Source organism: Allobosea sp. GW823-FHT02B03 (assembly GCF_058797755.1).
In genome coordinates, this window is record NZ_JBXAJY010000001.1 from 628,704 (window position 1) to 652,296 (window position 23,593).

At 67.8% G+C, this 23,593-nt stretch carries 23 protein-coding genes and 1 tRNA gene; 16 read left to right on the forward strand and 8 right to left on the reverse strand.

The genetic code is table 11. The features are described from left to right. Window positions 1-2: 2 nt before the first annotated feature. On the reverse strand, window positions 3-3,080 hold the full coding sequence (locus AC1REK_RS02915; protein ID WP_492267250.1) for a PAS domain-containing sensor histidine kinase: 3,078 nt from the start codon (window positions 3,078-3,080) through the stop codon (window positions 3-5). A gap of 253 nt (window positions 3,081-3,333) precedes the next feature. On the opposite strand from AC1REK_RS02915, the gene AC1REK_RS02920 reads away from it, so the two are divergent. The 6 genes from AC1REK_RS02920 to AC1REK_RS02945 all read left to right on the forward strand — a co-directional run bounded on the left by AC1REK_RS02920 (window position 3,334) and on the right by AC1REK_RS02945 (window position 6,542). Beyond that, window positions 3,334-3,729: a phasin gene (locus tag AC1REK_RS02920; RefSeq protein WP_316018597.1), complete on the forward strand. Its 396-nt coding sequence runs from the start codon at window positions 3,334-3,336 to the stop codon at window positions 3,727-3,729. A 375-nt stretch (window positions 3,730-4,104) separates the two neighbouring features. Continuing rightward, window positions 4,105-4,848 carry a hypothetical protein gene (locus AC1REK_RS02925; protein ID WP_492267249.1) on the forward strand — a complete coding sequence of 248 codons (744 nt, stop codon included), beginning with the start codon at window positions 4,105-4,107 and terminating at the stop codon, window positions 4,846-4,848. Between the two features lie 157 nt (window positions 4,849-5,005). Continuing rightward, window positions 5,006-5,082, forward strand: a tRNA-His gene (locus AC1REK_RS02930). 135 nt (window positions 5,083-5,217) lie between these two features. Next, window positions 5,218-5,622, forward strand: coding sequence for a RidA family protein (locus tag AC1REK_RS02935; RefSeq protein WP_316018595.1), 405 nt, complete (start codon window positions 5,218-5,220; stop codon window positions 5,620-5,622). 140 nt (window positions 5,623-5,762) lie between these two features. Continuing rightward, window positions 5,763-6,191 carry an Hsp20 family protein gene (locus AC1REK_RS02940; RefSeq protein ID WP_066468263.1) on the forward strand — a complete coding sequence of 143 codons (429 nt, stop codon included), beginning with the start codon at window positions 5,763-5,765 and terminating at the stop codon, window positions 6,189-6,191. A gap of 96 nt (window positions 6,192-6,287) precedes the next feature. Further along, the gene (locus tag AC1REK_RS02945; RefSeq protein ID WP_066468264.1) at window positions 6,288-6,542 is read left to right on the forward strand and encodes a BQ00720 family protein; all 255 of its coding nucleotides are present in this window, start codon (window positions 6,288-6,290) and stop codon (window positions 6,540-6,542) included. A gap of 54 nt (window positions 6,543-6,596) precedes the next feature. Here the strand turns inward: AC1REK_RS02945 and AC1REK_RS02950 are convergent, their stop codons facing one another. Next, entirely contained in the window at window positions 6,597-7,376 is a 780-nt protein-coding gene (locus AC1REK_RS02950) for an alpha/beta hydrolase (RefSeq protein WP_492267666.1), read from the reverse strand. A gap of 126 nt (window positions 7,377-7,502) precedes the next feature. Between AC1REK_RS02950 and AC1REK_RS02955 the strand changes: the two genes are divergently transcribed. The 3 genes from AC1REK_RS02955 to AC1REK_RS02965 all read left to right on the forward strand — a co-directional run bounded on the left by AC1REK_RS02955 (window position 7,503) and on the right by AC1REK_RS02965 (window position 10,280). Further along, window positions 7,503-8,726: a glycosyltransferase family 4 protein gene (locus AC1REK_RS02955; protein WP_327524196.1), complete on the forward strand. Its 1,224-nt coding sequence runs from the start codon at window positions 7,503-7,505 to the stop codon at window positions 8,724-8,726. 165 nt (window positions 8,727-8,891) lie between these two features. Then, entirely contained in the window at window positions 8,892-9,434 is a 543-nt protein-coding gene (infC, locus tag AC1REK_RS02960; protein ID WP_316018664.1) for a translation initiation factor IF-3, read from the forward strand. Between the two features lie 51 nt (window positions 9,435-9,485). Further along, window positions 9,486-10,280, forward strand: coding sequence for an aldolase (locus AC1REK_RS02965; protein WP_492267248.1), 795 nt, complete (start codon window positions 9,486-9,488; stop codon window positions 10,278-10,280). Between the two features lie 7 nt (window positions 10,281-10,287). Here the strand turns inward: AC1REK_RS02965 and AC1REK_RS02970 are convergent, their stop codons facing one another. The 5 genes from AC1REK_RS02970 to AC1REK_RS02990 all read right to left on the reverse strand — a co-directional run bounded on the left by AC1REK_RS02970 (window position 10,288) and on the right by AC1REK_RS02990 (window position 15,062). After that, complete coding sequence (locus AC1REK_RS02970; protein WP_492267247.1) at window positions 10,288-10,917, reverse strand: aspartate/glutamate racemase family protein; 630 nt, start codon at window positions 10,915-10,917, stop codon at window positions 10,288-10,290. Between the two features lie 136 nt (window positions 10,918-11,053). Next, complete coding sequence (locus AC1REK_RS02975; protein ID WP_492267246.1) at window positions 11,054-12,097, reverse strand: amino acid ABC transporter substrate-binding protein; 1,044 nt, start codon at window positions 12,095-12,097, stop codon at window positions 11,054-11,056. 53 nt (window positions 12,098-12,150) lie between these two features. After that, the gene (locus AC1REK_RS02980; RefSeq protein WP_492267245.1) at window positions 12,151-13,488 is read right to left on the reverse strand and encodes an aspartate aminotransferase family protein; all 1,338 of its coding nucleotides are present in this window, start codon (window positions 13,486-13,488) and stop codon (window positions 12,151-12,153) included. Further along, complete coding sequence (locus tag AC1REK_RS02985) at window positions 13,485-14,378, reverse strand: MurR/RpiR family transcriptional regulator (RefSeq protein WP_492267244.1); 894 nt, start codon at window positions 14,376-14,378, stop codon at window positions 13,485-13,487. Before AC1REK_RS02985 ends, AC1REK_RS02980 begins: the two co-directional genes overlap by 4 nt. Before the next feature lie 90 nt (window positions 14,379-14,468). Beyond that, window positions 14,469-15,062, reverse strand: coding sequence for a TetR/AcrR family transcriptional regulator (locus tag AC1REK_RS02990; RefSeq protein WP_492267243.1), 594 nt, complete (start codon window positions 15,060-15,062; stop codon window positions 14,469-14,471). A 116-nt stretch (window positions 15,063-15,178) separates the two neighbouring features. Here AC1REK_RS02990 and AC1REK_RS02995 point away from each other — a divergent pair, with 116 nt between their 5' ends. From AC1REK_RS02995 to rplT, 3 genes are all read left to right on the forward strand, one after another. Further along, window positions 15,179-16,387, forward strand: coding sequence for an MFS transporter (locus tag AC1REK_RS02995; protein ID WP_492267242.1), 1,209 nt, complete (start codon window positions 15,179-15,181; stop codon window positions 16,385-16,387). A 160-nt stretch (window positions 16,388-16,547) separates the two neighbouring features. Continuing rightward, complete coding sequence (gene rpmI, locus AC1REK_RS03000) at window positions 16,548-16,748, forward strand: 50S ribosomal protein L35 (RefSeq protein WP_066468280.1); 201 nt, start codon at window positions 16,548-16,550, stop codon at window positions 16,746-16,748. A 28-nt stretch (window positions 16,749-16,776) separates the two neighbouring features. Then, a complete protein-coding gene (gene rplT, locus AC1REK_RS03005; RefSeq protein ID WP_066468282.1) occupies window positions 16,777-17,151 on the forward strand; it encodes a 50S ribosomal protein L20 in 375 nt (124 codons plus the stop codon). 208 nt (window positions 17,152-17,359) lie between these two features. Here rplT and AC1REK_RS03010 read toward each other — a convergent pair whose 3' ends face one another. Continuing rightward, window positions 17,360-18,121 carry an LOG family protein gene (locus AC1REK_RS03010; protein ID WP_492267241.1) on the reverse strand — a complete coding sequence of 254 codons (762 nt, stop codon included), beginning with the start codon at window positions 18,119-18,121 and terminating at the stop codon, window positions 17,360-17,362. Window positions 18,122-18,421: 300 nt separating this feature from the next. On the opposite strand from AC1REK_RS03010, the gene pheS reads away from it, so the two are divergent. From pheS to pheT, 4 genes are read left to right on the forward strand one after another with little or no spacing between them, the layout of a single operon-like run. Beyond that, the gene (gene pheS, locus AC1REK_RS03015) at window positions 18,422-19,504 is read left to right on the forward strand and encodes a phenylalanine--tRNA ligase subunit alpha (protein WP_492267240.1); all 1,083 of its coding nucleotides are present in this window, start codon (window positions 18,422-18,424) and stop codon (window positions 19,502-19,504) included. Window positions 19,505-19,533: 29 nt separating this feature from the next. Next, window positions 19,534-20,721: a glycosyltransferase gene (locus AC1REK_RS03020; RefSeq protein ID WP_492267239.1), complete on the forward strand. Its 1,188-nt coding sequence runs from the start codon at window positions 19,534-19,536 to the stop codon at window positions 20,719-20,721. An 8-nt stretch (window positions 20,722-20,729) separates the two neighbouring features. Beyond that, entirely contained in the window at window positions 20,730-21,140 is a 411-nt protein-coding gene (locus AC1REK_RS03025) for an ASCH domain-containing protein (protein WP_327524186.1), read from the forward strand. Beyond that, window positions 21,137-23,560 (forward strand): phenylalanine--tRNA ligase subunit beta, encoded by a 2,424-nt coding sequence (pheT, locus tag AC1REK_RS03030; protein ID WP_492267238.1) that lies wholly within the window; start codon window positions 21,137-21,139, stop codon window positions 23,558-23,560. Before AC1REK_RS03025 ends, pheT begins: the two co-directional genes overlap by 4 nt. Window positions 23,561-23,593: the final 33 nt, after the last annotated feature.

Genomic DNA, 23,593 nt, shown 5'->3' on the forward strand with positions numbered 1-23,593 from the left:
CCTCAGCCGGCCAGCACCCGCTGCGGCGGGAAGGTCACCTCGACCAGCGTGCCTTCCTTCTTGACGCTGGTGATGGTCAGCGCGGCGCGGTTGGCCTCGACCAGCGCCTTGGTCAGCGGCAGGCCGAGGCCCGTGCCACCGGCCTTGCGCGTCGTCGGCACCCGGCGGAAGGGCTCGAGCGCCAGCGCGATCTCGTCGTCATCCATGCCGATGCCGGTATCGCGCACCCGCAGGATCGCCTCGCCCTGGTCGCCGAGCGCGGTCGAGACGATGACCTGGCCGCCGGCATCGGTGAACTTCACCGCATTGGAGAGCAGGTTGAGCACGATCTGGCGCAGCGAGCGCTCGTCGGCGACGACGGGCGGCAGCTTCGGCGCCAGCCCCGAGCGCAGCACGACGCGCCCGCGCTGCGCCTCCGGCTGCAGCAGGTTCACCGCCGACAAGGCGATCTCGTTGAGGTTCACGCCGACGAAGTCGAGGTCGAGCTTGCCGGCCTCGATCTTGGCGAGATCGAGCAGGTCGTTGACCAGGCTGATGACATAGCCGCCCGACTGGTGGATGTCGCGCAGGTACTCCTTGTAGCGCTCGTTTTCGATCGGCCCGAAGCGCTCCTCGGCCATCACCTCGGCGAAGCCGATGATCGCGTTGAGCGGCGTGCGGATTTCGTGGCTGATCTTGGCGAGCACGTCCGATTTCTGGGCGCTGGCCTTCTCGGCCGCCTTGCGCGCCTCGACCAGCTCGCCCTCGGTCTTCTTCCAGGCGGTGATGTCGCGCAGCACCGCGCAGAACTTGCTGTCCGGCCCCTCTGCGATCCGTCCCATCGTCATGAACAGCGGGATGCGTCCGCCCTGGCGGACCCGCCCGACGACTTCGCGTCCGTCGTTCATCAGCGAAGCGACGCCGCCGCCGATCAGGCCATCGAGATAGTCGAGCGCCGGCGAATGGCTTTCCGGCGCGAAGAGCAGGGTGAAGAGCTCGCCCGCGACCTCGCGCTGGTCGTAGCCGAACAGCGCCTCGGCGCTCTTGTTGAGCGAGAGGATGCGGCCGCGGCCGTCGACGGTGACGACGCCGTCGGTGGCCGTGTCGAGCACGGCGCTCAGCTCGGCGACGCGCGATTCGTTGGCGGAGCCTTCGAGCTTCAGCGACGCGACGCGCGCGGCGACCTCTTCCTCCTCGGCCTCGAATTCGGCGGCGAGCTCGTGCTGCTCCGCTTCCTCCTCGGTCAGCAGCTTGAGGTCACCCCCCGGCACGCTGTTGCGGAAGGCCATCAGCGTCGCAGGCTCGCCCTGCCAGCCGATGCTGGAGAGCCTGCCGTCGACGCTGACCAGCCCGCCCTTGCGGTCGACCAGGATCATCGCGCCGCCGGCGCTGCGGGCGGCGCCCTTGATCAGCCGGCTGACGCCGCCGGCCGCTGTCAGGTCGTCGAGATCTGCATAATCGAGCAGGTCGAGCAGGGTGCGGTTGGCGTAGAGCGCGGTCTCGTCGCGATTGACCAGCACCGCGATCGGCAAACGGTCGAGGATCTCGGCATGGGCGTTGGCGATGCGTGGCCGGCCTTCGACCACGGTGGCGGCTGGTTGTGCGTCGGTCGGGGAGGCGACCTGCGCCTCCGCCTTGCTCTCGTCGCCTACTTTCAATGGCGCCGCGGCGGGCAGGCGCAACCCGGTCTCCACGTCGTCGTCACCGGCGATTCTCGCTCCGAGCGCCTTGGCGATCTCGCGGAAGGCGCTGCGCTCGGCCGAGGACAGCAGCGTCTTCGACGGTTCGAGCACCGGCCGCACGCCGGCAAGCTGCCCGTTGCGCAGCGGCACGACATTGCCGGGGGAGGGCGGCGCGTCGGCTGCATCGGTCTTGGCGGCCGCAGCCTCGGAGGCTGCAGGTTCGGAAATCTCGTCGCTCGCAGCGGCCGGGGCCGGTGGCTGGGCGTCCTGCTGGGTTTCGTCGCTCACCGGCTCTTCGTCGGCCTCGCCCGACGGCTCGTTTGCGGTCGAGGCCTCGGTTCCAGCTCCGGCAGCCTGCTCGGGTTCGCTGGCCTCGGATGCCGCGTTCACGGACGTTGCGACAGGCTCGGTCACTTCGGCGACGGCCGCCTCGGCGGCGCCTTCGTCGGCATCCGCGATCGCCTGTTCGGTGGTCGGGACCGCGAGATTGGCTTCAGATGCCGACTGCTGCGCCTCGTCTTCACCGGTGGAAGCGGCGTTCACAGGCGCAGCCTCGGCGATCGGTGTCGCCGGTTCGACGATGGCTTCAGGCTCGGGGAAGGGCTCGTTCTCGCTTTGCCGGACGAGGCCGAAACCGCGGAAACCGGCCGGCGCCCGCTCCTTGTCGAACAGTGGGAAGCCGGAAAGCTCGACGCGTGCGCCTTCGCCCGGCGCGACGCGCCACATCACGGCGCGGCCGCTCCAGGTGTTCGACGTCGCAAGACGTTCGGCAAGGTCGCCGTCGAGGTCGAGGATCTCGCAGCCGAGCAATTGGCTCCAGGTGCGACCGGGCAGGGCCGCCGCCGTTTCCGCGCCGGCGAGCTCGGCGAATTCCGGCGAGGCGCTGGTGAACCGGCCCTCGGCATCGCTTGCCCACAGAAATCGGAGATTGGCCCGGCGCCCTGGCGCGGCAGGCGCCGGCGCTTCGGCGGCGGCGCTCTCGGTCGAGATCTCCGCCTGTGCCGACGTTGGAACCATGTTCGCGGTCGGAGGGGCTTCCGCGGGGACGCTGACGCCGATTCGGCGCAATTCCGCGCCGGTGATGCCGAGTGCCAGCGCCCTCCCGGCTGGATTTTCGATGAGCTTGCAGGCGCAGGTCACCAGCCCGGAGAGGCCCGTGCCGAGGCGCAAACGCTCGAGCCGAACCGTGTCGGCGGTGGCGAGGCCGCTGCCGAGCAGGCGCAGCCGCTCTTGCACCGCAGCCGGCAAACTGGCAGGTCCACGTGAGAGCAGCGCCCTGCCTGCCGGATTGGCGTGCAAAAGCTTCTGGCCGTCGAGCGACCAGACCAGCAATGCCCCTTCGGCCGCAAACGGCGCCAAAGCACCGTCAAGCGCCAATGCGCTGCCCAGGGTTGTCCAATCCTGTTCGGATCCGCTCATTCCGTCCCGTTCTTCCGGCGACTCTGCAATCCGGCGTGATTATGCCTAACAAAACTTTAATAGCGACCAAATCCTTGTGAAGCCATGCGGGAACAGGCGCTCTCCCCTGACGTTTCCAAACAGCGTTAATGTGGCTGAGAGGGCAGGCGCGCAGCGCGTTGTCATCGCATCGCAATAATGATATTGCAGTGCACAATAAAGCCTGGCGGAACACGCGGCAGGCCTCCGGTCACAACCATCAGGAGGATCGATCATGGACGGCAAGACCCCTTACGAGGTTCCTACCGAGATGCGCGAATTCGCCGAGAAGAGCGTCGACCAGGCGCGCAAGGCTTTTGACGGTTTCATCGGTGCCGCTCACAAGGCTGTCGACAGCGCTCATGGCTCGGCCGAGTCGGCTCGCGTCAGTGCGCAGGACGCGACCCGCAAGGCGATCGGCTATGCCGAGGCCAATGTCGCGGCCGCCTTCGATCTCGCCCAGAAGCTGGTGCGTTCGCGCGACGTCAACGAGGTGCTGCAGCACCAGTCCGAGTTCCTGAAGTCGCAGATGGCTTCGTTCCAGACGCAGCTCAAGGAGCTGGGCTCGGCGGTTCAGGAAGCCGCTGCCAAGACGGCCGAGACCGCGGCCAAGGCGACCAAGACCAAGTAAGCAGGTCAGTTGACGCCGGCCTGCTGCCAGGGCGGAGCGGACTTTCAAGAGTCGTGGCCGGTACCGAGCCGGCCACGCGCTTGCAGGAGCGCCCGGCCCGAAACATGAAGGAGAACGGTGATGGCGAAACAGACTACGCCCGGCAAAGCTCCGATCAGCCTTGCTCCGGTCAAGGCGATGAGCGAATCGCAGCCCACCCCGAGCGCCGTGGCGGCGCCGGTTGTCCCATCGGCCCCCGCGCCGGCCGCTTCGGCTCCCGCCAAGGTCGAGCCGACCCCTGTCGTTCCCAAGCTTGCTGAGAAGCCTGCGGTAGCGGCTGCTCCGGCCAAGCCGGCCCCTGCCACGCCAGCAAGTCCCGCGCCTGCAAATCCCGCGGTGGCGAAGCCTGCCTACGTCACGCCGGCCGCCATGGTTGCAAAGCCGGCCGCTGCCAATCCCGTCGCCGCCGCTGTCGCCGAAGTCGTTGCTGCAAAGGCGGCGCCGCTGAAGCCGCCTGCGCCCGCTGCCGTTCCGGCCGCGAAGATCGCGGACGAAGGCGCCGCCAAGGCCACCGCCGAGCCGGCTGGCAAGGCCGTCGCGAAGGCGCCGCGGGCCAAGGCCCCGCCTGCCCGAAAGATCGCAGCGAGCGGTGTTGCCAAGGTCGCGGCGCCACACGCCAAGGTCGAGGCGCCGAAGCCGGCCAAGGCCGCGCCGTCCAAATCCGCTGCCGCGACGGCTGTCGCGGCCAAGGCTCCGCCTGCCAAGCCCGCGCCTGCCAAGGCGGCAGCGCCGGTTGCCGTCGCGGCGAAGGCGGTCGAGCTGGGAGCTGTCGTCCGTCCGGTCCCGACGACGAAGCCGTTCATTGCCGCGATCGAAGCGGTCAGCGAGCCGGTTTCGCCGTGGCTGAGCCAGACGCTGGCGCTGACCCGTGCCTTCGGCGCGATCCAGGCCAAGGTGCTCGATCATGCCTGCGCCGAGCTGAAGGCGACACTGGGCGAGATCGAGACTCTGGCCCGCACCCAGAGCGCGGCCGATGCTGTCGCGCTGCAGGCGAAGGCGTTCCGCCGCGGCTACGAATCGCTGTCGAGCCATCTCAGCGACCTCGCCGCGACCGCCCGCAAGGAGCTGCCGCGCCCCTGATCGGCAGGCCGGTGCGAGTTCTGTGCACCGGCCGCAATTTCTCCGTTGCATTCGGCGCAGCGCGGCACTAGGTTCCGCGCCGTCGCTGGATCGGCAACGAACCGGCGCCCGCCGGCCATGCCGGCAGGGATATGCATCGCGGATTTCGCGAAGCTGTGCAGCCATAGCTCAGTTGGTTAGAGCGCTAGATTGTGGATCTAGAGGTCCCCCGTTCAAGCCGGGGTGGCTGTACCATTCCCTCCACCAGACCCGACATCGTTCGATTGCAGCGCGCCGCTCCGGCGGCCTAGTCTGCCGCGCAGGCCCGTGCCGCGCCAACCCGCTCCCGGTGGGCCGATGCTGCACATCGAATCCGTCAGGACCTGCGCCATGCCGATGAAGATCGACCGCCTCAACCCCGCCTCGCTTGCGCCGCCGGGGCGCTACTGTCATGTCGCCGTCGTCAGCGCCGGCAGGCAGGTCCACATCTCCGGACAGATCGCGCTCGACGCGATGGGCCAGGTGGTCGGCGAGGGCGATCTTGCCGCCCAGGCCGAACAGGTCTTCGCCAATCTCGCCGCGGGGCTCGCCGCCGCCGGCGCCGACTTCTCGAAGGTCTTCAAGACGGTGAGCTATGTCGTCGACCTGACGCCGGAAAAGGCGGCGGCGATCCACAGGGTGCGGGTGAAGTATCTCGGCGAGGGGCCTTATCCCGCCAGCACCATGGTCGGCGTCACCGCACTGGTCGATCCGCGCCTGCTGGTCGAGATCGAGCTGATAGCGGCACTCGACTGAGCCTGGAACGCTTGCGGGCTTGAAGCCGGAACCGGCGCTCGCCATATCGTGAGCACGCAGTGGGGTTCGCCCGCTGCCGGCAGGGTGCTGCGCCAGCGGGCCCTGCGATCTTGAAGAGGCGCCTTTCAAAGGGCTTCGCAATGACGCGTCCGCCTAGCCTGTCGCATCCTTTCCTGCTCGGCTTCGATGATATCGAGCGGGCGCTCGACCGGGTCGCCAAAGGCGCCGGGGAAGGCTACCCGCCCTATAACATCGAGCGCATGCCGCGCACGGATAACGAGCCCGACAAGCTTCGGATCACGCTCGCGGTGGCGGGTTTCTCGCGCGAACAGCTCGAGATCACCCTGGAAGAGAACCAGCTCACCATCCGCGGTCGCCAGATCGACGACAAGACGCGCCAGTTCCTGCATCGCGGTATCGCCGCGCGGCAGTTCCAGCGGTCCTTCCTGCTCGCCGATGGCATGCAGGTCCTAGGCGCCGATCTTTCGAACGGGTTGCTGGCGATTGATCTCGCCCGTCCGGAACCGGAACGGCTCGTCCGGCGTATCGATATCATGAGCCGCGACTGAAGGAGGTCGGTTCGGGGAAAGGCATGCGGTTTGCCTTCCGTTCATGATCATGAGTCCACAATCAAACCGCCTCGCACTGCTCTGAAGGAGGGCGCGATGACTGAGACCAGAAACACCCCCCTGACCACGGCGGAATTCGCCGCGCTCGGCGCCGGACAGGTCGCCTATCTCAAGCCGATGACCTCGGACGAGCTGGCGCGGATCTTCCCGCAGGCACCGCATATCGAACCGGGTCTGCAGCTCTTCGCGCTGCTCTCGGCCGATGGCGCGCCGATCCTGGTGACCGATTCGCGCGAGGCCGCGACGGCCAATGCCTGGGAACACGACCTGAAGATGGTCAGCCTGCACTAGGCGCCCGCGCCGCTCGGCCTTTCCGGCCGGGCGGGAAGGGCGCCGGGCAGGGCCTCAGTCGGCTGCGGGAGCGATTCCCTCGACGGCCGCGATGAGGCGCTCGATGTCTTCCGGCGTCGACAGGCGGTGGTCGCCGTCCTTGATCAGGGTCAGCACCACCGGATCGTGCGGCAGATGCTCGACCAGCTTGAGCGCCTGGCCATAGGGCACGTCGGGATCCTTCATTCCCTGCAGGATGTGGACGGGGCAGCCGGTCTCGATCGGCTGTCCGAACATGAGATGCTTGCGCCCGTCCTCGATCAGTGCCCGCGTGATCGGGGTTGGCTCGGGCGAGTATTCCGAGGGACGAAGCCAGACGCCGTCTTCGAGGATGGTCCGGCGAATCGCCTCGGGCATCTGCGCCCACATCAGCTCCTCGGAGAAATCGACCGCCGGTGCGATCAGCACCAGCCCGGCCGGCATCCGCGCAGCGCCCTGCTTGCGCAGCCGGCGCGCGACGAGCAGGGCGAGCCAGCCGCCCATCGAGGAACCGACGAGCACGGCCGGCCCCTCGACCTTCTCTTCCAGCACGGCGAGCGCGTCGCCCAGCCAGTCGGACAAGGTCCACTGCGCGAAGTCGCCGCCTGATTCGCCGTGGCCGGCATAGTCGAAGCGGACGAAGCGCCGGCCCTTGGCCCGCGCCCAGGCCGCTAGCGCCTCGGCCTTGGTCGCCCGCATGTCGGAACGGAAGCCGCCGAGCCAGACCACGGCGGGGCCGCGGCCGGGCTCGTCCAGTACGGCGATCTCGCGGCGCCGCTCACCCTCGCCGACGCTCAGAAATTGCGGTTGAGGCATATTCACCCTATTTCTCCTGTGACGAACCGCGGGAATCTGCACCGGGCCGCTGTGCTTCGCGCAAGCGCTATGCCCATCATGGCGCAGATAGCAAACCCGCCGTCTGCAAGAAGGCCCTTTCGAACGGTGACCACCACCCTGCGCTCCGGAGCGCCACTCTCGCTGCCATCGACCGAGACCCACCCGCTGAGTGGGCGCACAGTGCTGCAGATCATCCCCGATCTGGAGGCCGGCGGCGCCGAGCGCACTGCCGTGGATATCGCGGAGGGGCTGACGGAGGCCGGCGCCCGCGCGCTGGTCGCGACCGAGGGTGGCCGGCTCGTCGCCGAGTTGCAGGCCAAGGGCGGCATCTGGCTGCCGTTCCCGGCGGCGTCCAAGAACCCGCTCGCCATGGCGATGAACGTACGCAAGCTGGCGCGACTCTGCCGGCAGGAGCACGTCGATCTCGTCCATGCCCGCTCGCGCGCCCCGGCCTGGGTCGCGCTGGCGGCGACGCGGGCGCTGAAACTGCCCTTCGTCACCACCTATCACGGCTCCTACAACAGCCGCTCCGTGGTGAAGAACCACTATAATTCGGTGATGGCGCGCGGCGACGTCGTCATCGCCAACTCCGCCTACACCGCCGACCTCATCCTGGCGCGGCACAGCTTTGCCCGCGATCGAATCCGCATCGTCAACCGCGGCACGGATTTCTCGGCCTTCGCGCCGGCGGCCGTCGGGCCCGAGCGGGTCAGCGCCTTGCGCCGCGCCTGGGGCGTCGAGCCGCATCAGCGCATCGTGCTGCTGCCGGGCCGGCTGACCGGCTGGAAGGGCCAGAAGGTCCTGATCGAGGCGGCGCGCCTGATGCGCGATGCCGGCGACGAGGACACCGCTTTCATCCTCGCCGGCGACCCGCAAGGGCGCGACGGCTATGTCCGCGAGCTCGACGAGCAGATCGCCAAGGCTGGGCTCGAAAAGCGCGTGCGCCGGGTCGGGCATTGCAGCGACATGCCTGCCGCGATGCTCGCAGCGGCGATCGTCGCCGTGCCTTCGACCGAGCCGGAAGCCTTCGGCCGCGTCGCCGTCGAGGCGCAGGCCATGGGCGTGCCTGTGGTCGTCTCAGATCTCGGAGCCGTGCCGGAGACGGTGCTCGCGCCGCCGCAGGTCGCCCCTTCCGAGCGCACCGGCTGGCGTATCCCGCCGGGCGACGCTCCTGCACTGGCGGCGGCGCTGCAGGAGGCGCTGGCCCTGCGTCCTTCCGCCAGGGACGCGCTGGCGCGGCGGGCGCGCCTGCATGTCGAACGGCATTTCTCGCTGGCCGCGATGGTCAACGATACGCTGGATGTCTACTGCGCCCTGCTCGGGCGTTGAACCGGTGGACGGATGAGCAGGGTTCGCGGGCAAAAGGCGCCCCGCGAGCCGGCGATCTTCCGTTTTCGCCCGTCATTTGACTTTGCCGTCCATTGACAACGCTACGCGTTGTGCAATGTGTCTCACCAACGGCGCGTAGCGCGCCAATCACAGGAGAATACAGCCATTCGTCGTCCTTTCCGTGCCGCACCCACCCCGACCAAGGACGGGCCCCGCTCGAACCGCGACATCCGCGGCGTTCGCGATGTTCAGCTCATCGACGATTTGGGCGTCAACCGCGGCGTCGTCTCGTTCTTCGAAGCGCTGAAGATCGCCGAGGACGCCGGTCTCGATCTGGTCGAGATCGCCCCGAACTCCGAGCCGCCCGTCTGCAAGATTCTCGATTATGGCCGCTTCCGCTTCCTTGAGCAGAAGAAGGCTTCGGAGGCGCGCAAGAAGCAGCGCACCATCGAGATCAAGGAAATCAAGCTGCGCCCCGGCATCGACAAGCACGACTACGACGTCAAGATGAAGGCCATGCACGGCTTCTTCGAGGAAGGCGACAAGGTCAAGGTGACCCTGCGCTTCCGCGGCCGCGAGATGGCTCACCAGGATCTCGGCGTGAAGGTGCTCGAGCGCGTCAAGGCCGATCTGGTCGATATCGCCAAGGTCGAGAGCGACTGGCAGCTTGAAGGCCGCCAGATGGTGATGGTGCTGGCGCCGAAATAGGCTGCCGCTCCGTCATGCGAATCCAGACAGGCCCGGCCCGCGTGCCGGGCCTTGTCATGTCTGGGGTCGCGATGCTTCGCTCCGGGTTCCCGAGCCAGCGCGAGGCCTTCCGCCATGACGACGCCGACAGTGACCGAGCAGCGCCGCGATCTTGCCGCCGCCTTGCGCCTCGCCGCCAGATTCGAGCTCAACGAGGGCATCTGCAATCATTTCTCGGTGGCGCTTCCTGACGGTCCCGATGGTCGCCCGCGCTATCTGATCAACCCCTATGGCGTGCACTGGTCGGAGCTGCGCCCGTCCGACCTGCTGCTGATCGATGAGCACGGTCAGGTGCTGGAAGGGGAGGGCGAGGTCGAGGCGACCGCCCGCAACATCCATGTCGCCGCCCACAAGGCCAATCCGCGCCATGTCGCCGTGCTGCATGTCCACATGCCCTATGCCACGGCGCTGACCATGGTCGAGGGCGGCCGGCTGGAGATGGCGCACCAGACTGCCTGCCGCTTCCATGGCCGCACCCTCTACCAGGACCATTTCGGCGGACTCGCGCTCGATGAAGGCGAGGGCGAGGCGATCGTCGCGGCCAATCGCGAGCAGGGCCATGCCGACATCACCTTCCTCGCCCATCACGGTGTCACCATCGGCGGGCCGTCGGTCGCGGTCGCCTTCGATGACCTCTATTTCCTCGAGCGTGCCTGCCGCCAGCAGGTGCTGGCGATGTCGACCGGCCGGCCCCTCAAGCTGATCCCGAATGGGGAGATCGAGGCGACGGCGCGCGAATGGCGCCAGGTCCTCGTCTACCAGGCGACGAAGCATTTCGAGGCGCTGCGCCGGATGGAAGGGCTCTGAGCAGCGCTCAGGCCAGCAGCCGCCTCAGCTTCCTGACTGCGCTGTCCGGTGTGGTCAGCACCTGCTTGCCGGTCGCTGCCGCGACGGCCGGCGCCGCTCGCGCCAGGCTGAACTGGGCGAGGGCGATCAGGTCGCAGTCGGCGAGATCGCCGGCCGCCTCCGCCGCCAGCCGGTCGTGTGTATCGCCGTCGCCGCGGTCGAGGGCCGCGAGCGCGCCCTCGGCCAGCTTCGGCATGACGGTGAGTGCCGCCGGGAATTCAGGCGGCATCGACTGAAGTGTCGGCGCGAAGCTGGCGAGGAGGCCGACCCGGCCGCCGATCCCTTCTGCCTCCTCGATCATCGCCTCGTTCGGCTTCAGCACCGGCATCGGCGCGAATTCGCGCTGAACCGCCTCGATGCAGGGGCCGAAGGCCGAGCAGGTGAAGAGGATGCCGTCGGCGCCCGTCGCCTTCGCATAGCGCGCGAGGCTCAGGAACCGCCCGGTCATCGTCTCGGTGATCTCGCCGTCGCGGGCGAGGTCGGCCGATAGGCTGTCATCGAGCAGGTTCATCAGCCTGGCTTCGGGCCACAGACGCGCAAACGCCGCCTCGATCGGAGGCGGCGAATGGCGCAGCGCATGGATCAGCGCGATCCTCATTGGGTGGTCCTCATGCCAACGACCAGTGACGCTGACGCGTCAGGCCGTTGCTCCAATCTGGATGTCTCAAATGCAGCCAAAGGCTTGAGACATCCAGATGCGGAATCCCGGGAGCCATTAGCAATGGCTCTCGGGATTATCGGATCGGGTGCGGGTACTGCAGCCCGCCCTTCGAGGCGAGGTCGTTCAGCCCGCGCTTCAGCTGAAGCTTCGAGCCCATGCCGACATTGCGCTCGAAGCTCTCGCCGTAATTGCCGACATGCTTGATGATCCGGTAGGCCCAGTCATTGCTGAGGCCGAGCCCCTCGCCGAACTTGCCCTCGACGCCCAGCAGGCGCTTGATCTCGGGATTGGTCGATTTCAGCATCTCGTCGACATTGGCCCTGGTCACGCCGAGTTCCTCGGCGTTGAGCATGGCGTAGTGCGTCCACTTCACCAGATTGAACCAGCTTTCATCGCCGCGCTTCACCGCCGGGCCGAGCGGCTCGCGCGAGATCAGCGTCGGCAGGATCATGAAGTCGTCCGGCTTGGCGAATTTCAGCCGTTCGGCGGCAAGCCCAGAGGAATCGGTGGTGAAGGCGTCGCAGCGCCCGGCCTCCAGCGCCTTTACCCCTTCCTCGTTGGTGGCGAAGCCGATGATCTCGTATTTCAGGTTGTTGGCCCGGAAGAAGTCGGCGAGGTTCAGTTCGGTCGTCGTGCCTTGCGTCACGCAGATCGAGGCGCCGCTCAGCCCCTTCGCCTCGCTGACCCCGAGCGATTTGCGCACCATGAAGCCCTGGCCGTCGAAATAGTTGATGATCGGCCAGGACATGCCGGCCGAGGTGTCGCGCGACATGGTGTAGGTGGCGTTGCGGGCGAGCATGTCGACTTCGCCGTTCTGCACCACGAGGAAGCGCATCTGCGGCGTCGTCGGGATGAACTTGATCTTGTTGGGGTCGTTGAAGATCGCCGACGAGACGGCGCGGCAAAGATCGATGTCGAGCCCGGCCCAGCGACCGTCCGGCCCCTGCAGCCCGAAGCCGGGCAGGGCGATGTGGTTGCCGCAGATCAGCTCGCCACGCGCCTTGACCCGGTCGAGCGTTCCCGATTGCGCCGCTGCGGGCGTGGCGAGCGCCAGCGCCGCGAGGCCGATCGCGGCGAGGCTCGCCTGTTTCAGTCGTTTCACGGTCAGTTGTTTCATGGCAGTTCCCCTTGGTTGAGGCAGGCTCTTTGGCGGCCCGCATGGTGGTCTTCTCAGATCGGCTGCACGGTCCCCAGAGCTGCATCGACCGCATCGCCCAGGCGCTCGACGATGGCGCCGACGGTGGCGGCGTCGACGATGAAGGGCGGCGCGAGCAGGACATGGTCGCCCGCCGTGCCGTCGGCGGTGCCGCCCATCGGATAGACCATCAGGCCGCGCGCCATGGCCGCTTCCTTGACCCGGGCGTTCAGCTTGAGCGCCGGGTCGAACGGCGTCTTGCTCGCGCGGTCGGCAACGATTTCGACGCCCCAGAAATGGCCGCGCCCGCGGATGTCGCCGACATGGTGGTGGTTGCCGAAGCGCTCGCGCAGGCGTTGTTCCAGCCTGGCGCCCTGGCGCCGGACATTGGCGAGGAGGTCGTCGCGCTCGATCACCTTTTGCACCGCGAGCGCGGTCGCGCAGGCGAGCGGATGGCCGACATAGGTCTGGCTGTGCGGGAAGAGGCCCGAGCCCCGCCGGACCGCTTCCGCGATCCGCTTCGAGACCAGCATGGCGCCGATCGGCGCATAGCCGCCGCCCAGCCCCTTGGCGATCGCCATCAGGTCCGGGGCCACGCCCTCCTGCTCGCAGGCATGCAGCGTGCCGGTGCGGCCCATGCCGCACATCACCTCGTCGAGAATCAGGAGAACGCCATAACGGTCGCAGATTTCGCGAACACGCTTGAAGTAGCCCGGCGCCGCGGTGGCCGCGCCCAGCGTCGCGCCGACGACCGTCTCGGCGACGAAGGCGCAGACCGTCTCGGGCCCGAGCTCCAGGATCTTCGCTTCGAGTTCGTCGGCGACGCGCAGCCCGTATTGCTCGGCTGTTTCGTCGGGGCGTCGACCGCGATAGTCGAAGCAGGGCGAGATGTGGTGCCCGGTCATCAGCATCTCGGCGAAGGCGGCGCGGTCCTTCATCCGGCCGCCGACCGCGAGCGCGCCCAGCGTGATTCCATGATAGCTCTGCCGCCGCGAGATGAAGTTGACGCGCTTCAGCTCGCCCGTCTCGACGAAGTAGTGCCGGGCCATCTTCAGGCAGGCCTCGATCGCTTCCGAGCCCGAGCTGCAGAAATAGACCGAGTCCATGCCGGCCGGCGCCCGCGCGATCAGATGATCGGCGAGTTCCTCGGCGACGTCGCTGGTGAAGAAGCTGGTATGGGCATAGGCGAGCTTGTCGATCTGGGCATGCATCGCGGCGAGCACGTCGGGATGGCCATGACCGATGCAGGAGACCGCGGCGCCGCCCGAGGCGTCGATATGCTCGCGGCCGTCGCGGTCACGCAGCATGACGCCGACGCCCCTTTCGGCGACGGGATAGGTCTTGCCAAGGACACGATGCAGGACATGGCTCATTTGCGGCCTCGCTTGGCGGCTCTGGGTTGGTGGAAGGTGCCGGTGTCGTGAAGCTCCGCCTCGTGGCGGGCGATGGCGGCGAGCGCGGCCGCGCCCTTGCGCGCCGTCATCAGCGCCGCCAGGCATTCGACCGCGGCAAAGGCCGGCGTCATCGTGTGGAAGAAGGACGGGGTCTCGGTGCGCACCAGGACCGTCGCGTCGGCGAGCGCGGCGAGCGGCGAGAGCGGGCTGTCGGTCAGCGCGATGAGCCTTGCCCCCTTCGCCTTGGCAAGGTCTGCGGCCTGCAGGGTCAGGCGCGTATAGGGCGAGACCGAGACGGCGAAGAACGCGTCGCCGGGGCCGATCCGACGCAGAGCGTCGATGCCGCGCCCGCCTGCGCCGTCTGCCAGAACCGAGCCGGCGCCGATCAGGTCGCGGATATAGTCGAGCATGTAGGCGGCCGGGAAGGCCGAGCGCAGCCCGAAGCAGAACACGGTCTGCGCCTCGGCCAGAAGGATGGCGGCGCGTTCGAGCTGGGCCTGCGCTTCCGGCTCTCGCAGGGCCCTGAGATGTTCGGCGAGCGCGGCGAACATGTCCTGCGCGATCGCGCCGGCCCCTTCGTCGCCATGGCGCTGCATCAATTCGCCGGCGCGGCCGGCGAAGCCCTCCGGGCGCTGCCGCAGGGCGGCGGCATGGATCGCCCGCAATTCGTCATAGCCGGAAAGGCCGAAGCGCTGGGCGAGGCGGGTCAGGGTCGCGGGCGAAAGGCTTGCGCGTTTCGCCTGCTCGCGCGTCGTTAGCAGCGCCACATCGGCAGGATGATCGAGCACCCAGCGTGCCGCCGCCTGCAATTGCTGCGGCAATTGCTCGAAACCTGCGGAGAGGGCGGCGGTCAGATGCGGCTGGTCCACACTGCGACGCTAGCAGGCCGGGCATTGATATGAAACATCTAATTCAGGAGCTCGAAACAAGCGCGTTTGTTTCGTCTCCTGCGAATGATCTCAATGCCGGACGAGGAGCCCGGCGAGCAGGGCGTCGAAGGCGGCGATGGAATTCTGGGATGCCGCGCGGCCATCGGGGGCGTGGGCGATCCATTGCGCCGCATGGAGTGTCGCGCCGGCGATCAGCCGGGCGGCAGCTTCAGGGTCGATGGCCAGGATGACGCCGGCGTCGCGCAGCTTGCCGAGGCTGTCGGTCATCGAGGTGATGCAGGCGCTCTGCGTCGGCCAGGTCCACGGGTCGCCGAGCACGGCCGGCCCGTCCCGCAGCACGATGCGCTGGATTTCGGGCTCAAGCGCCATCTCGATATAGGCGGCGCATTCGTCGCGGAAGCCGGTCCACGGGTCGGCCGCGCGTGCCGAGACGGCGTTCAGCCGTTCGTTCATCTCCGCGTCGATCTCGGCGATGACTGCGGCGAGCAGCCCCTTCTTGTCGCCGAAATGATGATAGAGCGCGCCGCGCGTCAGCCCGGCCGATGCCGTCAGCTCGTCCATCGCGGTCTCGGCATAGCCGAGCGTGCCGAAGGCGTGGCGGGCCGCCGCAATCAGCTTCGCGCGCGTCTCGGCGATCATCTGCTGGCGTGGCCTGCGGCTCATCCAAATCCTCTTTGCATACGCCCTGTATGTTAATTGACATACGGGGCGTATGCAATTAGGCGTTCACATACACGCCGTATGTGGACGTGCGACGTTTCCCCGGAGTTTTACTGCCAATGGCCAATCCCTATCGCGAGATCTTCCGCGCGCCCGGCGCTGTTGGCTTCTCCGCGGCCGGCTTCGTTGCCCGTCTGCCCCTCTCGATGGTGACGATCGGCATCGTCACCATGCTCTCGCAGGCGCGCGGCGAGTACTGGCTGGCCGGCAGCGTGGCTGCGACCTTCGCGCTCGCCAATGCGCTGATCGCGCCGCAGATATCGCGCCTTGTCGACCGCCACGGCCAGAGCCGCGTGTTGGTGCCTGCCACGCTGGCGACGCTCGTCGCGCTCGCGGGACTGATGCTGGCGACGCGCTTCGAGGCGCCGAACTGGGTTCTCTTCCTGTTCGCCGCGCTCTCCGGCCTGGAGCCGAGCATGGCGGCGATGGTGCGCGCGCGCTGGACCGAGATCTATCGCGGCACGCGGCATCTGCGCACCGCCTTCGCCTTCGAATCGGTGGTCGACGAAATGGTCTTCATGATCGGGCCGGTGCTGGCGATCGGCCTCAGCGTCGCCTGGTTCCCCGAGGCGGGGCCGCTTGCCGCCACCATCCTGCTCGCCATCGGCATGACCCTGTTCGTGCTCCAGCGCGGCAGCGAGCCTCCGGTCCATCAGCAGGCGGCGAGCGCCGAGGGCTCGGCGATCCGCTTCGGCGCCGTACGTCTCATCGCCCTGGTGATGGTCGCCATCGGCGCGATCTTCGGCACCTCGGAGGTGACGACGGTCGCCTTCGCCGAGGCGCAGGGACAGAAGGCGGCCGCCAGCCTGGTGCTGGCCTCCTATGCCGCCGGTTCGCTGATCGCCGGCTTGATCTTCGGCGCCCTGCATCTGCGCCTGTCGCTGGCGCGGCAGTTCGTCCTCGCGATCGGTCTTTCCGCGGCGACGACATTGCCGCTGCTCGCGGTCGGCTCGCTCTGGTCGCTGGCCGCGGTGCTTTTCGTCGCGGGGGCCTCGATCTCTCCGACCGTCATCGTCGCCATGGCCTTGGTCGAGCGCCATGTGCCCCCTTACAAGCTGACGGAGGGGATCACCTGGGTGATGACCGGCCTCGGCGTCGGCCTCGCGTTGGGTTCGGCGGCCTCGGGCTGGCTGATCGACAATTACGGTGCGGCGAGCGGCTTCTACGTCTCGGTCGTCGGTGGCTTCACGGCGCTCGCCATCCTGCTGCTCGGTCTACGCAGGCTGTCCGGCACGGCTTCCGAGCGGGCACGCCCGGCACTCGTCTGAGCGGGCAGGGCGGCCGCGCTTGCAAGGGCAGGGCTTTTCTGTCATATGCCCGGCCTTCGATCGCCCGGCTGATAAGGGCTGCCGTGGCGATCGTTATTTGCTTCCCGAAGCAAAATTCAAGCGGCGCAGTTCGCGCGCTCGCGACCTATGAGGAGCTGAAATGCCCAAGATGAAGACCAAAGCGGCCGCTAAAAAGCGGTTCAAGATCACCGGAACCGGCAAGGTGCTCGCAGCCCAGGCCGGCAAGCGTCACGGGATGATCAAGCGGACCAACAAGCAGATCCGCAACCAGCGTGGCACGACGACCCTGTTCGAGGGCGATGCTGCCAACGTGAAGAAGTTCTTCCTCCCCAACGGCTGACGCCTGACAACCTTTCCGGAGATCAAACATGGCTCGCGTGAAACGGGGCGTTACGTCCCACGCCAAGCACAAGAAGACACTGAAGGCCGCCAAGGGCTTCTATGGCCGCCGCAAGAATACGATCCGCGCCGCCAAGGCGGCCGTCGATCGGTCGATGCAGTATGCCTATCGTGACCGCAAGAACCGGAAGCGCTCGTTCCGCGCGCTCTGGATCCAGCGCCTGAACGCTGCGGTGCGCGAGCACGGCCTGACCTATTCGGCCTTCATCAACGGTCTCACCAAGTCGGGCCTCGAGCTCGACCGCAAGACCCTGTCGGCCCTCGCGATCGACGATGCTGCTGCCTTCGCTGCGGTGGTCGAGACGGTCAAGGGCGCGCTCGGCGCCGAGGCCAAGGCCGCCTGAGCGGTCTGACCTGACGAATTGCGAAAGGCCGGCGGCGACGCCGGCCTTTTTCTTTTTTGCTGCACCGGGAAAAAGCGGGTCGTCCCGGACAAGCCGCGCAGCGGCGCCGATCCGGGACCCATGCCGGAGCATGGTTCGGAAAAGCTCAAGCATGGATCCCGGGTCTCCCTGCGGTCGCCCGGGACGAGGTCGGCGGTCGAACGCCGGCTTACGTCTGCACGCTGTCGGCTGCAGCCGGGATCCAGTCGTCGCCGGCGCCTTCGACGATCCTTGCATAGGCCTCCTCAGGCGAGTCGGCGTAGCAGAACAGTTCGAGGTCCTCCTTGCGGATCAGCCCGGCCTCGGCCAGCCGCTCGAGATTGAGCAGGCCCTTCCAGAAGCTGCTGTCGTAGAGAATGACCGGGACGGGCGACATCTTGCCGGTCTGGGTCAGCGTCAGGATCTCGAACAGTTCGTCGAGCGTGCCGAAGCCGCCGGGAAAGGCGACCAGAGCCGAGGCCCGCATGGCGAGATGCATTTTGCGCATCGCGAAATAGTGGAAGCGGAAGGTCAGGTCCGGCGTCGAGAAGGCGTTCGGCTCCTGTTCGTGCGGCAAGGTGATGTTGAAGCCGATCGAGACCGCTCCGGCCTCGCCGGCGCCGCGATTCGCCGCCTCCATGATGCCGGGCCCGCCGCCCGTGGCGATGACGTGGTGCCGGCCGCTTCCCTTGGCATCGAGCGCGCCGCCGCGCTCGGAGGCGAGCCGTGCGAAGGCCCTTGCCGCCTCGTACCAGGGCTCGCCTTCGCGCACCCGGGCCGAGCCGAAGACCACGATGGTGGAGACGATGCCGCGTGCCCTGAGATTGTCCTCGGCCTTCTGGTATTCGAGCATGAAGCGCGCGCCGCGGGTGGAGTCGCCCAGGATGAAGTCCTGGTCGAGCGCGGCGAGGCGATAGGAAGGCGAGTTCTTCTGGGCGTGGTTCTCGGTCATGTCGGCATCTCCGTGCTTGCTCCCTGCATAGCCGGGCAGGGGAGCGACTGTCGCCCCTGCCGCCCGCATGCGGGGGGCGAGTGCTACGGTCTTGTCATGAACGATCGGCAGGCGAGGTCGAATGTGTGAAAACGCCGCGATCGGCACGCTTTGCCAGCGCAATTCGGGCTGGCATCCGCATGGCCGAAGCCATAGAAGATGCCTCGCCGGGACGCGCTCCGGCTTTTTGAAGTGGTGCGAATTCCCGGCGGCCGGTCGGTTCCGGCCCGGCGGAGGACGCGCTAACGGACCAGATCAGGCATGAACGAGATCGATACCCTTCGCGATTCCCTTGTCGGTGAGATCGCCGCGGCGCAGGACGAGGCGACGCTCGAGCAGTTGCGCATCGCCGCGCTCGGCAAGTCCGGCTCGGTTTCCGCCCTGCTGAAGACGCTCGGCGCGATGACGCCGGACGAGCGCAAGGAGAAAGGCCCCCTGATCAACGGCCTGCGCGACGGCGTCCAGCAGGCGCTCGCCGCCCGCAAGGAGGCGCTGGGCGAGGCGGCGCTGGAAGCGCGGCTCGCCGCCGAGCGGCTCGACATCTCCCTGCCCGTCCGCGAGGGGCCGGAAGCGCGCGGGCGCATCCACCCGATCAGCCAGGTCATCGACGAGATCACCGCGATCTTCGGCGATATGGGCTTTGCCGTCGCCGAGGGGCCGGATGTCGAGACCGACGATCTCAACTTCACCAAACTGAATTTCCCGGTCGGTCATCCCGCCCGCGAGATGCACGACACCTTCTTCTTCGCGCCCGACGCCAATGGCGAGCGCAAGCTCCTGCGCACCCATACCTCGCCGGTCCAGGTCCGCACCATGCTGGCCCAGGAGCCGCCGATCCGCGTGATCTGCCCGGGCCGGACCTACCGCATGGATTCCGACCAGACCCATACGCCGATGTTCCATCAGGTCGAGGGTCTCGTCATCGACAAGAAGACCCATTTCGGCCACATGAAATGGGTGCTGGAGGAGTTCTGCAAGTCGTTCTTCGAGGTCGAGAGCGTCAAGATGCGCTTCCGCCCCTCCTTCTTCCCGTTCACCGAGCCGTCGGCTGAGGTCGACATCCAGTGCTCGCGCAAGGGAGGCGAGATCCGCTTCGGCGAGGGCGACGACTGGCTCGAGATTCTCGGCTGCGGCATGGTCCACCCGAACGTGCTCAGGAATTGCGGGCTGGACCCTGATGTCTATCAGGGCTTCGCCTGGGGCATGGGCATCGACCGCATCGCCATGCTGAAATACGGCATGACGGATCTGCGGCCCTTCTTCGAGGCCGATGTCCGCTGGCTCTCGCATTACGGCTTCCGCCCGCTCGACCTGCCGACGCTGACCGGCGGCCTGTCGTCGTGACCAGGGCGGGCTAGGAGAGGAAAGGGCGGATGAGCGCGGCACATTGGGCCGGCCTGATCGCGGCACTGCTGGTGGCGGCCAATCTCCTGTGCCTGGCCATCGCCTTCGTGCGCCTGCGTCGCAAGCCGGTCGAATCCAGCCTGCTGCGCCAGCGCCCGCCGGTGACGATCGTGCGGCCGGTCTGCGGCCTGGAGAGCTTCAGCCGGGAGACCCTGACCTCCGGTCTCGTCCTCGACTATCCCGACTATGAGACGATCTTCTGCGTCGCCGACGGGCAGGACCCGATCGTGCCGCTGGTCGAGGAGCTGATCGCCAGCCATGGGCCGGAGCGCGTGCGCCTGATCGTCGGCGATGTCGCGGTCAGCGCCAACCCCAAGCTCAACAACTGCGTCAAGGGCTGGGAAGCGGCGCGGCACGACTGGGTCGTCCTCGCCGATTCCAACGTGCTGATGCCGAAGGACTACATCCAGCGGATGATGGCGGCCTGGCGCGACGATAGCGGGCTCGTCTGCTCGACGCCGGCCGGCTCGCGTCCGCTCTGCTTCGGCGCCGAGGTGGAGTGCGCCTTCCTCAATACCTTCCAGGCGCGCTGGCAATATGCCGGCGAGGCGCTCGGCTTCGGCTTTGCCCAGGGCAAGTCGATGCTCTGGAACAAGCCCTTCCTCGATGCCCGCGGCGGCATCGCGGCGCTCGCTGCCGAGATCGCCGAGGATGCGGCGGCGACAAAGCTGGTGCGCGCCGCCGGCAAGCATGTCCATCTCGTCGACCAGCCCTTCGAGCAGCCGCTCGGCCGCCGGCATCTGCGCCATGTCGTGCAGCGGCAGTTCCGCTGGGCGCGCCTGCGCCGCGTCACCTTCCTGCCCTTCTTCGCGCCGGAGATTCTGGTCGGCCCGCTCGTGCCGGCGGTGCTCGCCGCCTTCGCCGCCCCGGCCTATGGCCTTGCGAGCTGGCAGGCCCCGCTGCTGGTGCTGGCGATCTGGTATGGCGCCGAGATGGCGCTGGCGAAGGGCGTCGGCTGGTTCGTCAACTGGCGCACGCCTTTGGCCTATCTCACCCGCGATCTCGTCTTCCCCGGCATCTGGGCCTATGCCTTCCTTGCCGGCGAGGTCAGCTGGCGCGGCAACGCCATGAAGATCAGGACGGATGGCGACGACCGGCTGAACGACAATGCGCCGGAACTGTCGTCCGTGGCCGCACGGCGGGACGGGGCGGCGTGACCTTGGACATGCAAACCATCCCCGAACGCTATCGCGACTGCCCGAGCTTCTCCTTCGGCGATAGTCCCGAGCTCGCGACGGAGCTGGCGGCACTGGTGGTCAGCGGCCGCAAGACCGCGACGGTGAACACGCTGGACGCACCCGACTGCCCGAAGCTTGGCGAGCTCTGGATCGTGCTCGACGGCGAGAAGCGTCCGGTCTGCGTGATCGAGACGCTCGAACTCACGCCCCGGCGCTTCGACGAGGTCGATGCGCAATTCGCCTTCGAGGAGGGCGAGGGCGACCGCAGCCTCTCCTTCTGGCGCGAGGCCCATGAAGCTTATTTCCGGCGCCTCGGCGTCTTCAGCCCCGACATGCCCCTGCTTTGCGAGCGCTTCCGTCTGGTGGAAGCCTTCGCTCCGATGGACGTAACCACATGAAATTCACGCTCTCCTGGCTCAAAGACCATCTCGAGACCTCGGAAACCCTCGACACCATCTCCGAGACGCTGACCCGCGTCGGGCTCGAGGTCGAGGCGGTCGAGGACAAGGCCAAGGCGCTTTCCGCCTTCACCATCGCCTATGTCATCGAGGCCAAGCAGCATCCGAACGCCGACCGCCTGCGCGTCTGCATGGTCGATACCGGTTCGGGCGAGCCGGTGCAGGTCGTCTGCGGCGCGCCCAATGCCCGCACCGGCATGAAGAGCGTGTTCTCGCCGCCCGGCACCTATATCCCCGGCAAGGACATCACCCTCGGCAAGGGCGTGATCCGCGGCGTCGAGTCGAACGGCATGCTCTGCTCGGCCGCCGAGCTGCAGCTCTCCGAGGATCATGACGGCATCATCGACCTGCCGCAGGATGCGCCGGTCGGCCAGCCCTATGCCGCCTATGCCGGCTTCGACGATGCGATGATCGAGATCGCGGTGACGCCGAACCGGGCCGACGCGCTCGGTGTGTCCGGCGTCGCCCGCGACCTTGCCGCCGCCGGTCTCGGTACGCTGAAGACACCTTCGATCGCGCCGGTGCGCGGCAGCTTCCCGTGCCCGGTCGACGTCAAGCTCGACTTCGCCCCGGAAGACAAGAAGCTCTGCCCGGCCTTCGCCCTGCGCCTCGTCCGCGGTGTCAAGAACGGCCCGTCGCCGGAATGGCTGCAGGCGCGCCTGCGCGCCATCGGCCTTCGGCCGATCAACGCGCTGGTCGATATCACCAATTTCATGACCTATGACCGCAGCCGGCCGCTGCACGTCTTCGACGCCGCCAAGGTCCATGGCGACCTGACGGTGCGCCGCGCCAGGGCCGGCGAGCAGATCCTGGCCCTCGACGGCAAGACCTATACGCTGACCGACGAGCAGGTCGTGATCGCCGATGCGGAGGGCGTCGAGTCGCTCGCCGGCATCATGGGCGGTGAGGCTTCCGGCTGCGACGAGAACACTGTCGACGTTCTGGTCGAGAGCGCGCTCTGGGACCCGCTCAACATCGCCCGCTCGGGCCGTGCGCTGGGCATCACCTCCGATGCGCGCTATCGCTTCGAGCGCGGCGTCGATCCGGACTTCACCCGTCCCGGCCTCGATCTCGCGACGCAGATGATCATCGAGCTCTGCGGCGGCGAGGCCTCCGAGATGGTTTTTGCCGGCGAGCTGCCCGAGAGCGCTGGCGCCATCGATTTCCCTTGGTCGGAGGTCAAGCGCCTGACCGGTCTCGATCTGCCGCAGGTTGAGATGAAATTGGCTTTGACCTCGCTCGGCTTCCATGTCTCGGGCGCCGGCGAACGGGTCAAGGTCGCTGCTCCCTCCTGGCGCGCCGATGTCGAGGGCAAGGCCGATCTCGTCGAGGAGATCCTGCGCATCGCCGGGCTCGACCGGGTCGAGCCGGCGCCGCTGCCACGGATCAAGGGCGAGGTCGTCAAGCCGGTGCTGACCGTGCTGCAGAAGCGCACGCGCCAGTCGAAGCGCCTGCTCGCCAGCCGCGGTCTGGTCGAGGCCGTGACCTGGTCGTTCATCTCGCATGAGGCGGCCAAGCTGTTCGGCGGCGGCTCGCGCAAGCTTGTCCTCGCCAATCCGATCGCCGCCGATCTTTCCGACATGCGGCCTTCGCTGCTGCCGGGTCTGATCCGCGCAGGCCAGGCCAATGCCGATCGCGGCTTCGGCGATGTCGCGCTGTTCGAGGTCGGCCAGGTCTTCCAGAGCGATGAGCCCGAAGGCCAGCTGATCGCCGCGGCCGGTCTGCGCCGCGGCACGGCACGGCTGGAAGGAGCCGGCCGTCATTGGGACGGCGCGGCGAAGCCGGTCGATGCCTTCGATGCCAAGGCCGACGTCATGGCGCTGCTCGCCGGGCTCGGCGTGCCCGTCGGCGGCCTGCAGATCGTTGCGGGCGGCCCGTCCTGGGCACATCCCGGGCGGTCCGGCACGCTGCAGTTCGGCCCCAAGGGCGTGATCGGCGCCTTCGGCGAGCTGCATCCGCGCGTGCTCAAGGCGCTCGACGTCAAGGGCCCGCTGGTCGCCTTCGAGATCCATCTCGACGCGCTGCCGCTGCCGAAATTCAAGCCGACCAAGGTCAAGCCGAAGCTGGCGCTCTCCGATTTCCAGCCGCTGACCCGCGATTTCGCCTTCATCGTCGACAAGACGGTGGCAGCCGGCGACATGGCGAAGACCGCCCAGAACGCCGACCGCAACCTGATCGCCGAGACCAGCGTCTTCGACATCTATGAGGGCGCCGGCGTCGAGCCCGGCAAGAAGTCGGTCGCGCTGGCGGTGACGCTGCAGCCGGTCGAGAAGACCCTGACCGAGGCCGAGATCGAGGCGGTGGCCGCCAAGATCGTTGCCGAGATGGCCAAGCGCTACAAGGCGGCGCTGCGCGGGTAACAAGTCGAGCCGGTCGTCCCGGACGGAAGAGGC